Below are 14,780 nucleotides of genomic sequence, written 5' to 3' on the forward strand. Positions count from 1 at the left end.
GAAGAGGCGCGGCGAGGGTGTATTTTTGTCGTCAGATTTCAGAGGCAAAGGAAGCGGCGTTGCACCGCTTCCTATTGGCAGCGCTTATTTAAGCGCCGCAATCGCAGCGTCGTAGTCCGGCTCGGAACCGATCTCGGCAACCAGCTCGCTGTGAAGCACCTGGTCCTGTTCATCCAGCACGACGACAGCGCGAGCCGACACACCGGCAAGCGGACCGCTCGCGATCAGTACACCGTAGTTCTCGAGGAACTCGCGCCCACGCATGGTGGATAGGTTGATGACATTATCCAGGCCTTCAGCGCCGCAGAAGCGCTTCTGCGCGAAAGGCAAATCGGCAGAGATACACAGCACCACCGTATTAGCCAGTTCGTTGGCCTGTGCATTGAACTTGCGCACCGAGGTGGCGCAGGTCGGCGTATCGATGCTTGGGAAGATGTTCAAGATCTTTCGCTTACCCGCGAAGCTCGCAAGCGTCACGTCGGACAGATCTCCACCTACCAGGCTGAACGGCGGCGCCTTCTGGCCAGCCTGCGGAAAGTTGCCGGCAACCTGGATCGGATTGCCTTTATGGGTTACTTCAGTCATGTGAACTCCTCTCAGTCATGGGCCGCGGGCGTACCCGCGGCGCGGGTTTTAAGCGGCGTGTGTGCGGGCAAAGTATTCCTTGGTCAACTTGACCACCACCGGGCTCAGCAGCAGCAGCGCGACGAGGTTAGGAATTGCCATCAGGCCATTCAGGGTGTCCGCCAACAGCCAGGCGAAATCGAGCTGAGCGATCGCACCGAACGGAACAGCCAGGACCCAGATGACCCGGAACGGCCAGATCGCCTTGGTACCGACCAAGAACTCCCAGCACTTTTCGCCGAAATAGCTCCAGCCCAGGATCGTGGTGAACGCGAACACCACCAGTGCAATGGTTAACAGCGCCGCACCAACACCAGGCATTGCCGACTCGAAGGCTGCTGCAGACAGCGCCGCACCGCTTTCGCCGCCGGTCCAGACACCGGAGCAGATGATCGCCAGGCCGGTGATCGAGCAGATGATGATGGTGTCGATAAAGGTACCCATCATGCCGATAAGACCCGAGCGTACCGAGCTTTTAGTGGTGCCGGCGGCCTGCGCGATACCTGCAGTGCCCAGCCCCGCTTCGTTGGAGAAAATGCCACGCGCCACGCCGAAGCGAATCGCAGCCATCACAGCCGCACCGGCAAAGCCGCCGGTCGCAGCGATTGGCGAGAAGGCGTGCGCGAAGATCAAGGCGAACGCAGCCGGCAGCTCAGCAGCATGCACCACCAGCACCACGATGCCGGCGATGACATAGGCCACGCACATGAACGGCACCAACGCGGCGGCTACCGCACCGATGCGCTTGATGCCGCCAAGAATGACCAGCCCAACGAACAGCATGGTGACCAGACCGGTGACCCACAGCGGTACTGAGAACGTGGCTTCCAGCGCCAGCGCCATGCTGTTGACCTGCACCATATTGCCGATACCGAACCCAGCCAAGCCGCCAAATATGGCAAAGGCGCCGCCCAGCCATAACCAGCGCTTGTGCAAGCCGTTCTTGATGGCGTACATCGGTCCGCCGACATGCTCGCCGCGGTCATCCTTTTCCCGGTAATGCACCGCCAGCACGACTTCGCAGTACTTGGTCGCCATTCCCACCAGCGCCGTGCACCACATCCAGAACAGCGCGCCAGGCCCGCCGAGAAAAATTGCAGTGGCGACACCGGCAATGTTGCCGGTGCCCACGGTTGCGGCCAGACACGTCATCAGCGCTTGAAACGGGCTGATTTCCCCTGTGTCGTCGTCGCCTTTTGTACGTCCGCGCCAGATCAGTGCGAAACCAGTACCTATGCGCACCAGCGGCATGAACTTGAGCATGACCATAAGGAAAAGACCGGTACCGAGAATCAGCACCAGCATGGGCGGTCCCCAGACGAGACCGTTGACGCTATTAACCAGGTTTTGCAGGAATTCCATTCAAGGCACCCTTATTGATTATGTTAGACATCCTTGCCCGAGCGGGCCGAGTCGGTACGAACACTGAACGGCGCGTGGAGAATGCGACTTCAACTGCTGCCCGAACGACCCGGTAATACTCCGACTTCAATGTCCGGAGCGTTACCGACAACCTGCAAGACTCATGCTAGAGCCTCGCATCAGCCGCCATGCAAGGAGCGACCGAGCGATCCTACCACCACCTTTAGCCCTTGGCGCCACACCCTTTGTGTGGGATCTGCAGCGTATGAGCGGGACGAGCGAGCGACCGGTTAGTCAGCCTGCGAACCCGCGCCAGGTTGCCGCATACGGAAGCCTGTGACCGTAGCCTAGCGCAGCGCCAATGCCAGTCGAACCGCGGCATTATTTTGGGGGAAATGATCAGAAATCCCGCCTGTAAAAGACGTCCAATGAACTGGCGAGCCCGCTGGCCGCTTCGAGGAAAATCCGCTTGGTCAGCTGATAGCGCAACGCAACCGTATTGGCGGGCTCGAACACCCCAACGCCATAACGTAAGGTCAGCCGGTCCGTTAGCTTCCCGCTCGCGACTACGCTGGTGTCTGCACCGCTGCCTTCAGTGTCCAGCTGAAAATCCTCGATACCCAGGCGTTGCGCGACGTTGCCGGTGATCGAGGCGCTGCCGGCCAAGCCGAGTCCAAGGGTCGCTTGGGCCAACAGATTGCTGTCACCCGTCTCGGCGCCAAGGGGCCGGCCAAGCACCAAGTAGGACAATGCCTGCTCCTGACTCATGGCGGGCTCGGCAAATACATCGACGCGTGGCTGCTCTGCACTGCCGGTAATACGCAGGCCAGCAATGACATTCTCGTCTTCGATACGCCGAATGGCTTCGATATCCAGATAGGGTTGCGACAGCACACCCGTGAACAACAACCGGGCGCGACGGATCGTTAGACGCTGACCGTAAGCGCGGTAACGTCCCTTGTTGAGGCTGAGCTCACCACGTGCATCGAAGTCGTCGCCTATGTGCAGGTAGCCGGCAAGATCCGCCGTTAGACCGAAGCCGGAAAAGCGCAACCTGTCCTGCCCGACTTCAACGTCGACATCCATGCGAATGGCCAAGGGTGGCTTGTTCTCTTCCGCTTCGGCGCCGACGATGACCGCATCCTCAGACACCTTCACCGTCGAGGGCGGCAGCTCGCGGACGGTAATTTCGCCGCGTGGCACACGAAGCTTCCCGCTTACGGCCAGCTGCTCGTCAGCCAACTGAATGCGTAGATCGGGCGCGATTTCTAGCTCAGCATAGGGTTCGACTATCACAGGCAACTGACTGCCGCTGATTCGCAGATCGAGGTCGAGCGCCTGTGCCCAATCGATCGTTCCTCCAATCTGCCCCTGGCCCTGCTCGCCGCTGCGCCAGTCACCGTCGACACGAACCCGCTCGCCGTCGATGATGGCCGTGACCTGTAGCTGCTCGAAGCTGACCGGCAGCTCAGCGCCCGCAATTTCGCCTTCAGTAAGCCTCAGCTCTCCGTTGATCTGCGGCTGTTGCAGCGTGCCAGAGATCTGGCCATTGCCGTTCAGTTGTCCGTCGAGTCGCTCGACCTGCGCAACAAAAGGCTTGATAACAGACAGATCGAAATTGCTTAGCTGAAAATTGCCAGAGATTGGCTTGACCTCACCACTGGGGTCTACCTGCAGTCGGACATCCAGATCGCCAAGATCGCCTCCCTCGAATCGCAGCCTGCTATCGACCTGTTTCGGGGCTAGCTGGCTAGTCAATGACAAGGTCTGGTACGGGAAATCGAGCCACTGCTCACCGTCGCGCATGCGCAACATGCCAGGGCCGGCGTCGACACGGATAGACCCGCTTGGACCCGCGCTCGGCAGATCCAGCGCTAGATCCGCATTGACTTCGCCCTGCCAGATCAGATTGTCCGGCAGGTATTCAGCAAGCGACTCGAGCGGAAAGTCGCGCAGGCGGTAGCGCAACTGTGGGTCAGGTTGCAGCCGCTGATCGTCGGCGCACAGCGTGGCTTGCCCTGAGAGCCAGCAGTGCGCGCCGAACGTAATCCGGCCGTTCTCCAGGCGCTGCAGGGTCGCTGGGTCCCGCAAGGCCCACTGCTGCCCTTGAGCATCCAGTTCGGCTTCTACCAACCGGCCCCGCCAATCGCCACCTTTGAGCCCACCGGTCAACGCCAACGACAAGTCGAGCAATGGCCCTTGCAGCAGCAGGCTCGCCTGGTGGTCGGTTTGCGTGCCTTCGGCGCTCAGTTGCAACTGACCCACTTCGGTCGCTCCGGCCTGTAAGCCTGTTGCGTCCAGGCTGAGCTGGCCGCGCTCGCCCTCCGAGAGACTGGCGGCAAGTTGCAAGCGCCGAATTCGATTGTTCTGGAACGCAACATCAGCGCCGCTCAGCGCCAGCTTTCCCTGAGGTGCGTCTGGCGTGCCTGCCAGGTCGAGGTTACCCGTCAGTTTGCCGCTCAGGTCAGGCCAAAGCTGGCCCAGACGCGAGAGATCGAGCGCCAGGTTCGCCTCAAGCGTCTCAGCCCAGCGGCCACTGCCCTGGATGCGGTTGTCGCCAAGACGCAGATCGACCGTCGGCAGGTTCCAGGTGGCGTTTTCGCCGCTCGCCTGTAGCTGAAGCTTGAGCGGCTGTTTGCGCAACGTGCCATTCAAGTCAAGAGCGGCCTCAGCCTGCAGATTTTCATTTCGCAAGGCTCCGCTACTGCTCAACGTGCCGCCGATCTGCCCCGGCAGCTCCGCGACCCAATAAGACGGATCGAATTCGCTCAGCTTAAGCCGAGTCGTCCAATCGAGGCCGTCCGCGAACCCGACGCTGAGGTTTCCTTCGGCCCTGCCCTGTCCAGCGCGCAGTTCCAGCTGCGGCAGGTGCACCACTTCAAGGTTGCCGCTGACAGGGCTCCGCAGCGTGAAGTCACCGGAAGGGCCTGTCAGCGCAGCATTGAAATTCCCGAGGTAGTTACCGTCGTCATACTGGATCTGCGCATCAAGGGTTCGCAGCGCAACAGGTGGTTCCTCAATATCGGGATAGAGGCGGCGCCATGGGAAATTACGCCAAGCCAACTGGGCTTCTGCATCCAGACCGTCCTGCCAGCTAACGGCACCGCTTAAGTCGACGCCCTGCTGCTCGCCCGCATCCAGACTAAAGGTCTCGATCTCTGCATGCACCTTGTCCACCAGGCCGTTCAGCGCAACAGCCACCGCACCGCCCTCGCCTTGCAGGCTCCCGTTACCGTCCAGGCGATAGCCCTGTTCCATATCGCCTTTGACGGTCAGCTCCAGCGCCTCCAGACGCAAGGCATCTGGCAGCTCCGGTGCGGCCTTGAAATCCTCCAACGCCAACAGCAGATTTGCTGGCACGTCCGGTTCAAGCGGGCGCACCCAGCCGCTGAGTTTGGCGTCCAGGTAGCCCTGGCTTTGCACGTCGACCATCAAATGTTCGCGCAGCTCGCCATCAACCTCGAACTTCAACGCCCAGGGCTGCGCGTTTGGCGAGCGGATCGCCGCGGTCCCCTCCAGCGCCAGCGGCCAGTCGGCTTTGGTCAGCAGGCGGCCCGCAAGTTCGAGCACAACGTCATCACGGCGAACCGTCAAAGACCTGATGGCGAGCCCCTGCTCGTCCCAGTCTGCCTGCAGTTCGGCCCCCTGCAACTGTTGAACGCCGTTGAGATTGACCGCACCGATGTCGACGCGCTCGATGCGAAGCTCGAGCGGCAGATCAAGCTCAGGCAATTGGAAGGGCTCGCTTGCTGTCTCTTCTTCGTCAGCAGGAGGAAACTGCAGATCGATATCGCCAGTGGCCAGCTCTTCAATGCAAAGGGTCTTACGCAGCAAGCAACTGGGCGACCAGCTCATCTGCGGCGACGCCACCTCGACCCGGCGACTATCTTGTTCCCAGACCAGACCGTCCGCCTGCCAACGGCCGCCTAGACGCCCGCTGAATGCTTCGACCTGCAGCCCAGGGACTTTGCCCAACACCCAACGACTGCCGGCTTCGGTACCGACCAGCAGGCCAACCGCCAGAACGATGGCCATGAGCAAGGCCAACGGAAAAAGCAGTACCCAGCAGACTATCTTCGCACTACGCCTCAAAGCTCCGGCCCCATGGAAAAATGCAACCGAACACCACCTTCCCCATCCAACGGATGAGCCAAGTCCACGCGAATCGGCCCAACCGGCGAGACCCAGCGCACGCCGACACCTACGCTGCTTTTGAGACTGGGCAGCTCTAACGAGTTGAACGAATTACCCTGATCGACAAAGGTCGCCAGGCGCCATTTCTCGGTCAGTGAATACTGGTACTCGGCGCTGACCGCGAGCTGGTAACGCCCGCCGATTCGGTCGCCATCGGAGTTGGTCGGTGACAGGCTCTGGTAGTCGTAGCCCCGCACGCTTTGGTCACCACCGGCGAAATAGCGCAGCGATGGCGGCACGTTGGTGTATTCGTCCGTCCAGTTGCCGCCCACTTCCACCCGCCCGAGAAAGCGATGCCGAGCGCCCAGCGTGGTCAGGCCCTTGACCGTCGCGTTGGCATGCACCAGATCAGCGTCCGAGAACACGCCTTCCTTCGCCGCGCCCAGCTCGAACCTCAAGCGATAGCCATGACTGGGATCGAGGCGGTTGTCGCTGCGCAAAAAGCTGTAGGCCACACCAGGCATCAGCAAGGTGCTGACCCCCGAATCATCGCCCAGCTCGTACTGCTCATGGCGCCACTTCAATGCCCAAACGCGCTGCCAGCCGCTGGGCAACCTGCGGTGCCACTCGGGGCCAACCGTCAGCAGTCGACTCAGGCTGTCTTTGTCGCTCAGCTCTTCGTACTGATAGCCAGCCGCATAGCGCAGTTTGTCGGTCAAAGGTGGGTCCAGCGGCACGTCATAGAAAAAGCCGACGTTCTGCCGCGGCGCGGACAGTTCGGACTCGATGCCGTAGCTGTGGCCCTGCGGGTTGACCCAATGACGGGTGAAATCGAAGCGTATACGCGGACCGACGTCGGTCGAATAGCCCAAGCCAAGTCCGAGCGTGCGCGGCTCTCGCGTGGTCAACTGCACCGCGACGGGAATGCGCTGTTGGTTGGCGTTGGCCGGATTGGCATCGACCCGCACACCTTCAAAATAGCCGCTGGACTGCATTGCCTGGTTGAGCTCGGCAATCAGCTCCGAGTCATACGGCGTGCCGGGTTCGAAAGGCACCATGCGTGCCAGCAGATCCGGGTCAAACGGCGAGTCACCCTCGAACCCAACATCGCCGAGCACATAGCGCGGCCCGCTGTTGAAGACCAACTCGACGTCAGCGGCATTCGTGTCGGGGTTGATCTCCAGACGTTGGCGCTCGAAACGTCCGTCGAAAAACCCATAACGCGAGGCCTGGTTGAGAATCCGTTGTTTGACCGCTTCGTACTGCCCGTGATTGAGCACAGCGCCTGGTTTCAAGGTGTTGCGCGGCACCCGAAACGTCTGCAGTTCGGCGGCCGGTCCGTTGACCTGCACCTTGATATCTCGCAGACGAACCGGCTCACCGGGCTTGATTCGCAGCGCCAAATGGGGATTTTCCCCATCGGTGACCCTGGTTTCGATTTCAGCATGGTAATAGCCCAACGCCTGGAGGGCTTTGTTCGCCTGCTCCTGGGCGATACGGCTGTAGCGCAGCAGTTCTTCTTCGTTGCGATCGCCTAGCTCGCCGATGTAGTTCTCGACATTTTCCCGCAGCGCATCGTTTGATGGCGTGAGCTTGACGTCGAGTTCAGCTGCGTACACCGCTGATGCACAGCACAACATGAGGCCTGTCGGAACGACACGGCGAAGGAGACAAATAGGCATGGCCAAGGATGCTAGCACGCTGCGCACTGGGCTTTGGCGAAGTGTCGATGCGTGTAGCTCGGCATTTACAGCGTCAGACGAGAGCATGGGAGCACTTCTTGGGACAACATCAGTACGACTGTCGCCCCGGCGCAAAATTCGCTCTATGCAGTAGATGATTCGACCTGTCGCGGCGCCGGATGGAAGAACACATGCTCGACCACCGGACCGATGGCTACCTGGCCAATGTCTTCGTACCCCTGACGTGCGTAGAAGTTGAGGTAGCGTGAGTTGCCGGTGTCGATCACCAGGCCCTCCGATGCAGCGTCCGCGGCACACCAGTTGTGCAACGCTTCAAGCAGCTGTTCGCCATAGTGCTGCCCCTGGCACTTGGGATGGACCGCCATCAGCGGCAACACATGATAGGAGCCCGGCGGCAGACAACCCAGCACCGCGGCGTGGTAATCAAGGTAACGCCGCGTGCAGCGGAAGCCCGCTGTGAGCAGCATGCGCATTCGCCAGGCCCAGCTTTCAGTAATGTCCAGCCGACGCTGCGGTGGCGCAATCAGCGCGGCAGCGATCAGCCGATCATCGAGCAACAGCCCAAGCGCGGGCTGATCCTGCAGCAGGTGCTGATTGACCAGCTCGCGGACGGTTGCGCGGACACGCTGCTCGTAGCCGGGGCGATCAGCTTCGAATAGATAGCCGAAGGTCGGTTCGTGTCGGTAAGCGTTGTACAGAAGCGAGCGTATTTCCCTGGCGTAACCACTGTCGAGCATTCGTACTTCTGCAGTCATCGGCATGGCGGTTCTCTTGTTATGTCCTCGGAGCTTGTTTCACGTTAGCACCCGTATCGGAGTCCTGCCGGACGAGAACCGGATTGATGATTACGGCTCGCCGTAGCGCCGCCATACCAGTAGAATCGCGGTTTTGCCGGAGCCGCTGCCGATGAAGCTTGTTTCTTTCAATATCAATGGCTTAAGAGCTAGACCTCATCAGCTTTCTGCCGTTATTGAGAAGCATCAGCCCGACGTGATCGGTCTGCAGGAAACCAAAGTAGCGGACGAGCAGTTTCCTCAAGCCGAAATCGAAGCCCTTGGCTATCACGTTCATTTTCATGGCCAAAAAGGGCACTACGGTGTCGCGCTGTTATCCCGACAGGCTCCACTTGAGATCCACAAAGGCTTTCCCGGCGACGGCGAAGAATCGCAGAAGCGTTTCATCTGGGGCCGCTTTGCCGATGCCAACGGCGAGCCGGTTACCGTCATGAACGGTTATTTCCCACAAGGCGAAAGCCGCATTCATCCCACCAAGTTTCCCGCCAAAACCAAGTTCTACGCAGATCTTCAGGCGCTGCTCGAAGAGCGCTTTACTCCGGAGCAATCCGTAGCCGTGATGGGCGACTTCAACATCTCGCCCGAAGACTGTGACATCGGCATTGGGGAGGTGAACGCCAAGCGCTGGCTGCGCACCGGCAAATGCAGCTTTCTGCCGGAAGAACGCGAATGGTTGGCTCGCCTGAAGAACTGGGGATTGCAAGACAGCTTCCGTACGCTCAACCCTGAAGTCGTCGATCGTTTCAGCTGGTTCGATTACCGCAGCCGCGGATTCGAAGATGACCCACGCCGAGGGCTGCGCATCGACCTGATCCTGACCACTGCGGGCCTGCATGAGCGCGTCACGGATTGCGGTGTCGACTATGACATCCGCAGCATGGAAAAACCCTCGGACCACTGCCCCGTGTGGATCGCGCTGCGCTGATCATCATGCTGCTGATGCCGCAGGTTGGGCGAGCCTGCACTTAGTTTTGCGATCTGATCGACAACCTCGATCCGCCGCGGTCGACTGTCACATAACGGTAAGCAAAGCGTCTTAATCTCCCCGCTTCTTTGAAAGGGAGAGTCATCGCATGACAGCTTCAGCGTCCGTAAGCGGCAAGGGAAAACGGGCGCTGCGCCTGTGGGCCTTCGGCCTACTTTGCGCCAGCCCGCTCGCGCTAGGCGCGCCATTGGCTACCCCCGTCAACAACAGTCCGGTCCTGCGAATTCAGGGATCAAACACGGTCGGAGCGAAGCTCGCACCGATGCTGCTGGCCGGCCTCTTCGAAGCGCAGGGCCTGAGTTCGGTGCGAATCAGCCCGGCCGGCAAGGAGAACGAACAGCGCATCAGTGCCATCGACAGCTCCGGCCGAGCGGTTCATGCCCTCGTTGCAGCACACGGCACCGGCACCGGTTTCGCCGGGCTTAAAGACGGCTCCTCCGATCTCGCGGCTGCTTCGCGCCCCATCAAGGACAGCGAGTATGCAAGTCTCTCCGCCCTCGGCGATTTGCGCAGCGCAGCAGCCGAGCAGGTGATTGCGATCGACGGACTGGCAATCATCGTCAACCCCGACAACCCAGTCTCCTCACTCAGCGTTGAGCAGGTCGCCAACCTGTTTGCCGGTGAAATCCGCAACTGGAAAGCGCTCGGCGGCAAAGACATACCTGTGGAGCTGCACGCGCGGGATGACCAGTCCGGCACCTTCGACACCTTCAAGGAGCTGGTGCTCGGAGCACAGGGGAAGACATTGGCCGCCGATGCCTCCCGCTATGAATCCAATGACCAACTCTCACAGATCGTCAGTGGTCGACCCGGCGCGATCGGTTTCGTCGGCCTCGCATCGGTGGGTAAAGCCCGCGCACTGGCAATAGCAGATGGTGATTCACAGCCCATGCTACCCAGCACAGCGCTGGTGGCGACCGAGGACTATCCATTGTCGCGGCGGTTGTTTTTCTATGCGAACCCGACTCAGCAGTCGGAGTGGACCCGAACCTTTCTAGGCTTCGTGCACAGTGCTGCTGGCCAAGCCATCGTCGCCAAGTCGGGCTACATCGGGCAAGCCATCAACGCGATCACCCTCTCTCCATCGCCTGGCATGCCGCAGCCGTACCAAAACCTCGCCAGCCAGGCGCAGCGTCTGACGGTTAACTTCCGCTTCGACGAAGGTAGCGCGCGCTTGGACAACAAGGCGCAACGTGACGTCGAGCGGCTGATCGATTACCTGCAGAGCACCAACAAAACGATGAGCGCGGCGGTCCTGGTTGGATTCGGGGACGCTCGGGGCGACCCGGCGCGTACCGCTTTGCTCTCCAAACTTCGCGCCATGGCGGTACGTAGAGAACTCGCCCGTGGCGGCATACTCGTAAGAGAAATCAACGGCTTAGGCGACGAACTTCCGGTAGCCTCGAACACGCATAGCGGTCGCGTAAAGAACCGCCGTGTCGAGGTATGGGTGTATTGAGCGGCGTCGGACCTGTGCAAAATCGTATCGATCGATAGCCTGCGGCGTACTGTTACGTCGCGACGGGCACGATTAAGCTCAGACGATTTCCAGCAGCGGAAATAATCATGTATCTGGTTTGTGGCGAAGCCCTGTTCGACGTTTTTGTAGCGCCCGGGGGCACCCTGCGCAATCGCTTAAGTCTCGACGCGGTGGCTGGCGGCTCGCCCTTTAACGTAGCGGTCGGCCTCTCCCGCCTCGGGACGCCGTCGGCTCTGCTCACGGGCATGTCCCGAGACCACTTGGGCCAGCAATTGCGGCAAGTGCTTGAGGACGAAGGAGTCGATACGCGCTATCTGATCGACTTCGATGCACCCACCACACTGGCGATGGTCGCCCTGGGAGCCAACGGTTCACCCGTCTACAGCTTTCGCGGCGAAGGCTGTGCCGATCGACTCCCACGCGACGAGCATCTCGCCTCGCTCAGCGATGAGATCCGCGGCATTCACGTCGGTTCCTACTCCATCGTCACCGCCCCGATCGCCGACACCCTGCTGTCGCTGGTCCGCCGCGAAAGCGAGCGCCGGCTCATTTCCTTCGATCCCAACATCCGCCTAAACGTCGAACCGGACCTGGCCCGCTGGCGCGAGCGTGTCGAGGCGATCGCTGCGCTTGCGCATCTCATCAAGGCCAGCGATGAGGATCTGGCGCTGCTTTATCCTGGCGAAACCCCCGAATCCATCGCCCGGCGCTGGTTGCAAGGAGGCTGCGAACTGGTGGTGTTGACCCGAGGCAGAGAAGGCGCACAGTTGTTCAGCCGCCGCCAGGGCGAGTTTTATGTGGAGGCAAAACCTGTGAACGTGCGCGATACGGTGGGTGCTGGCGATACCTTCCAGGCCGCGCTGCTCAGCTACCTGCACGAACACAAGCTGGATACAGCCGCAGCCCTGGCTCAGATTCAGCGCGACCAGTTGCAGGCCATGCTGGCGTTTGCCGTTCAGGCAGCGGCAATCACCTGTTCCCGTCGCGGCCCGGACCTGCCCTACCGATACGAAATTGTCTGACGGTTGGCCACAACAGCGCGAACGTCTATAACCCCAAGGGGACAACAATAAGGACGGAACCGGGCATGAAAGCGTTAAAGATCTCCGACCCATCCTACGAACTGATGGACGATCACCACGGCAACTCGCTGATCTACCGTGAGCATGGTTTTCCGTGCCCGCTGGTGCGCTGGCACAACCACAAGGAATACGAACTGCATTTGATCGTCGCCAGTTCGGGCAAGGTCTTCGTTGGGGATTATGTCGGCAATTTCGGTCCCAACAGCCTGTTCCTGACCGGCCCGAATCTGCCACACAACTGGATCAGCCAGGTCGATGAGGGTGAAGTGGTCGCCAAGCGCGACATGCTCGTCAATTTCACCGACGAACTGTTCGAAGCGGGCCACAACGTGTTTTCCGAACTACGCAGTTTGACGCCGATGCTCGAGCGTTCACGCTATGGGATCGAGTACCGCTGTCCGCAGACCATTGCCGAGGCCAGCAGGCTGATGCATCGGGTCGCCGGCAGCGGCGGGGCCACCCGCCTCGGCTATTTCCTGATCATGCTAGAGCTGCTGGCCAGCTGCGACGACTACCAGCTGCTCTCCGGCGCCACCTCGTCGCAGCTGGGAGATGAGCACCACGCCGACCGCACCAACATGGCGGTCAACTACATCTTCGACCATTACATGCGCGAACTGCCGCTCGAAGAAGTCGCGAGTCACCTGGGCATGAAGCCCACCTATTTTTCACGCTTTTTCAAACGCGCCACTGGCCGCTGTTATGTCGAGTTCGTCAACAGCCTGCGCATCAGCAAGTCCTGCGAGCTGCTGCTGGACAACGACAAGCCGGTCACCGACGTCTGTTTTGAGTCAGGCTTCAATAACCTGTCCAATTTCAATCGTCGCTTTCAGCAGCTCAAGGGCATGACCCCCTCCTGCTACCGCCGTCTGGTTGAGCAGCGGTTGACTGAGCAGAACCTCGCCAGCTGATACGCTTCGTCGCTGCGTGTCACATCAGAATCTCCCGCCGTCATGACCGGTCAAAGGCCGGTCGCACCGCTTTTCCCCGAGGTTTCAGAGCGCTAGCCCCCACTAAGCGAGCGTTTGCACAGGTACCGAATCAACCTCATCGATCAACCGTAACGGTGCAAAAAAGTACCAGATGATGTGCAGTCAGGGCTTTGTGAGCCTGACACTCCCGGCGTTGTAATGCTCGCGAGCCGCTCGTACGGCAGTAAGCGAGCCACAACAAAAACAATAAGTGCTTCCGCCCTCCGGCCGCGGAAGAGGAGCCCTCGATGAAATATGCGAAGTTGCTGATCGGAACCACCTATTTTGCCATGATCGGCGCGACTCAGGCTGTCGCCGAGACGCTAACCGTTGCGACCGTCAACAACGCTGACATGATCCGCATGCAGCGTCTTTCCAAGACCTTCGAAGAGCAACACCCCGACATCGACCTCAACTGGGTCGTGCTCGAAGAAAATGTCCTGCGCCAGCGCCTGACCACCGACATCGCCACCCAAGGCGGTCAATTCGACGTACTTACCATCGGTATGTACGAGGCTTCACTCTGGGGCGATAAAGGCTGGTTGGCGCCCATGACCAACCTGCCTGATGACTACAACCTCGATGACGTCTTCCCCTCGGTGCGTGAGGGCCTGTCGGTCGATGGCACTCTGTATGCGCTGCCGTTCTATGCCGAAAGCTCGATGACCTACTACCGCAAGGACCTGTTCGAGCAGGCCGGGCTGGAGATGCCGGAGCATCCGACCTGGACGCAGATGGCCGAATTCGCTGAGAAGCTGCACAAGCCCAGCGAAGAGCAATACGGCATCTGCCTGCGCGGAAAGGCCGGCTGGGGCGAGAACATGGCGCTGGTCACCACCGTTGCCAATTCCTTCGGCGCGCGCTGGTTCGATGAGAAATGGCAGCCGGAATTCAACGGACCCGAATGGACCAAAGCAGCCAACTTTTACGTGGACCTGCTGAGCAAGTACGGCCCGCCAGGTGCTTCCAGCAACGGCTTCAACGAAAACCTGGCGCTGTTCAACAGTGGCAAATGCGCCATGTGGGTCGATGCTACCGTAGCCGGTTCATTCGTCACCGATGCCTCACAGAGCAAGGTGGCGGACAAAGTCGGCTTCACCTTCGCGCCTCAACAAACGACCGATAAAGGCTCCGCCTGGCTTTACTCCTGGGCGCTGGCCATTCCTGCTAGCTCGAACAAGCAGGAAGCCGCCAAGACCTTCGCAGCCTGGGCCACCTCGCAGGACTATGCCGAACTGGTTGCCGAGACCGACGGCGTCGCTAACGTACCGCCGGGTACTCGCGAGTCCACCTACAGCGATGAATACATGGCCGCCGCGCCGTTCGCGAAGATCACGCTGGAGTCGCTGAAACAGGCTGATCCCGCCTCGCCGTCCGCCAAGCCTGTGCCCTATGTCGGCATCCAGCTGGTGACCATTCCCGAATTCCAGGCCATTGGCACTCAGGTTGGCAAAATGTTCGCAGCCGCCCTCACCGGCCAGATGCCAGTCGAGCAAATGCTCACGGCCGTGCAGCAGTCGACCACGCGGGAAATGAAGCGCGCCGGCTACCCCAAATAGGCACCGCAAGCAGGCAACGTCCCTTCCTCACCGAAGGTGAACACCAGGCAGGGCTCGACCGAGCCCTCATGGCCTTCTTTCAGCCG

At 60.4% G+C, this 14,780-nt stretch carries 10 protein-coding genes; 5 read left to right on the top strand and 5 right to left on the bottom strand.

Annotated features, from left to right (window positions below):
• Nucleotides 1-84: 84 nt before the first annotated feature.
• The 5 genes from tpx to ACQKIK_RS19305 form a co-directional block, all read right to left on the bottom strand.
• Nucleotides 85-585 carry a thiol peroxidase gene (gene tpx, locus ACQKIK_RS19285; protein ID WP_499137137.1) on the bottom strand — a complete coding sequence of 167 codons (501 nt, stop codon included), beginning with the start codon at nt 583-585 and terminating at the stop codon, nt 85-87.
• Between the two features lie 48 nt (nt 586-633).
• Nucleotides 634-1,986 (bottom strand): alanine/glycine:cation symporter family protein, encoded by a 1,353-nt coding sequence (locus tag ACQKIK_RS19290; protein WP_499137138.1) that lies wholly within the window; start codon nt 1,984-1,986, stop codon nt 634-636.
• 399 nt (nt 1,987-2,385) lie between these two features.
• A complete protein-coding gene (locus ACQKIK_RS19295) occupies nt 2,386-6,021 on the bottom strand; it encodes a translocation/assembly module TamB domain-containing protein (protein ID WP_499137139.1) in 3,636 nt (1,211 codons plus the stop codon).
• Between the two features lie 53 nt (nt 6,022-6,074).
• Entirely contained in the window at nt 6,075-7,760 is a 1,686-nt protein-coding gene (locus ACQKIK_RS19300) for an autotransporter assembly complex protein TamA (RefSeq protein WP_499137241.1), read from the bottom strand.
• Nucleotides 7,761-7,945: 185 nt separating this feature from the next.
• Nucleotides 7,946-8,584 (bottom strand): GNAT family N-acetyltransferase, encoded by a 639-nt coding sequence (locus ACQKIK_RS19305; protein WP_499137140.1) that lies wholly within the window; start codon nt 8,582-8,584, stop codon nt 7,946-7,948.
• A 145-nt stretch (nt 8,585-8,729) separates the two neighbouring features.
• Here ACQKIK_RS19305 and xthA point away from each other — a divergent pair, with 145 nt between their 5' ends.
• From xthA to ACQKIK_RS19330, 5 genes are all read left to right on the top strand, one after another.
• The gene (gene xthA / locus ACQKIK_RS19310; protein WP_499137141.1) at nt 8,730-9,542 is read left to right on the top strand and encodes an exodeoxyribonuclease III; all 813 of its coding nucleotides are present in this window, start codon (nt 8,730-8,732) and stop codon (nt 9,540-9,542) included.
• Nucleotides 9,543-9,690: 148 nt separating this feature from the next.
• Nucleotides 9,691-11,061 (top strand): substrate-binding domain-containing protein, encoded by a 1,371-nt coding sequence (locus ACQKIK_RS19315; protein WP_499137142.1) that lies wholly within the window; start codon nt 9,691-9,693, stop codon nt 11,059-11,061.
• A 107-nt stretch (nt 11,062-11,168) separates the two neighbouring features.
• Nucleotides 11,169-12,104 (top strand): carbohydrate kinase family protein, encoded by a 936-nt coding sequence (locus tag ACQKIK_RS19320; protein ID WP_499137143.1) that lies wholly within the window; start codon nt 11,169-11,171, stop codon nt 12,102-12,104.
• Between the two features lie 65 nt (nt 12,105-12,169).
• The gene (locus tag ACQKIK_RS19325) at nt 12,170-13,075 is read left to right on the top strand and encodes an AraC family transcriptional regulator (protein WP_128121355.1); all 906 of its coding nucleotides are present in this window, start codon (nt 12,170-12,172) and stop codon (nt 13,073-13,075) included.
• Nucleotides 13,076-13,425: 350 nt separating this feature from the next.
• Nucleotides 13,426-14,694 carry an ABC transporter substrate-binding protein gene (locus ACQKIK_RS19330; protein WP_241531153.1) on the top strand — a complete coding sequence of 423 codons (1,269 nt, stop codon included), beginning with the start codon at nt 13,426-13,428 and terminating at the stop codon, nt 14,692-14,694.
• Nucleotides 14,695-14,780 lie beyond the last annotated feature (86 nt).

The sequence above is a fragment of the Pseudomonas sp. NPDC047961 genome (assembly GCF_050272435.1).
In the GTDB taxonomy this organism is placed as follows: Bacteria; Pseudomonadota; Gammaproteobacteria; order Pseudomonadales; family Pseudomonadaceae; genus Stutzerimonas.

Coding starts and splice junctions, on each gene's coding strand:
- tpx (WP_499137137.1), bottom strand. CDS start 585: ATGACTGAAGTAACCCATAAAGGCAATCCGATCCAGGTTGCCGGCAAC.
- ACQKIK_RS19290 (WP_499137138.1), bottom strand. CDS start 1,986: ATGGAATTCCTGCAAAACCTGGTTAATAGCGTCAACGGTCTCGTCTGG.
- ACQKIK_RS19295 (WP_499137139.1), bottom strand. CDS start 6,021: ATGGCCATCGTTCTGGCGGTTGGCCTGCTGGTCGGTACCGAAGCCGGC.
- ACQKIK_RS19300 (WP_499137241.1), bottom strand. CDS start 7,760: ATGTTGTGCTGTGCATCAGCGGTGTACGCAGCTGAACTCGACGTCAAG.
- ACQKIK_RS19305 (WP_499137140.1), bottom strand. CDS start 8,584: ATGCCGATGACTGCAGAAGTACGAATGCTCGACAGTGGTTACGCCAGG.
- xthA (WP_499137141.1), top strand. CDS start 8,730: ATGAAGCTTGTTTCTTTCAATATCAATGGCTTAAGAGCTAGACCTCAT.
- ACQKIK_RS19315 (WP_499137142.1), top strand. CDS start 9,691: ATGACAGCTTCAGCGTCCGTAAGCGGCAAGGGAAAACGGGCGCTGCGC.
- ACQKIK_RS19320 (WP_499137143.1), top strand. CDS start 11,169: ATGTATCTGGTTTGTGGCGAAGCCCTGTTCGACGTTTTTGTAGCGCCC.
- ACQKIK_RS19325 (WP_128121355.1), top strand. CDS start 12,170: ATGAAAGCGTTAAAGATCTCCGACCCATCCTACGAACTGATGGACGAT.
- ACQKIK_RS19330 (WP_241531153.1), top strand. CDS start 13,426: ATGATCGGCGCGACTCAGGCTGTCGCCGAGACGCTAACCGTTGCGACC.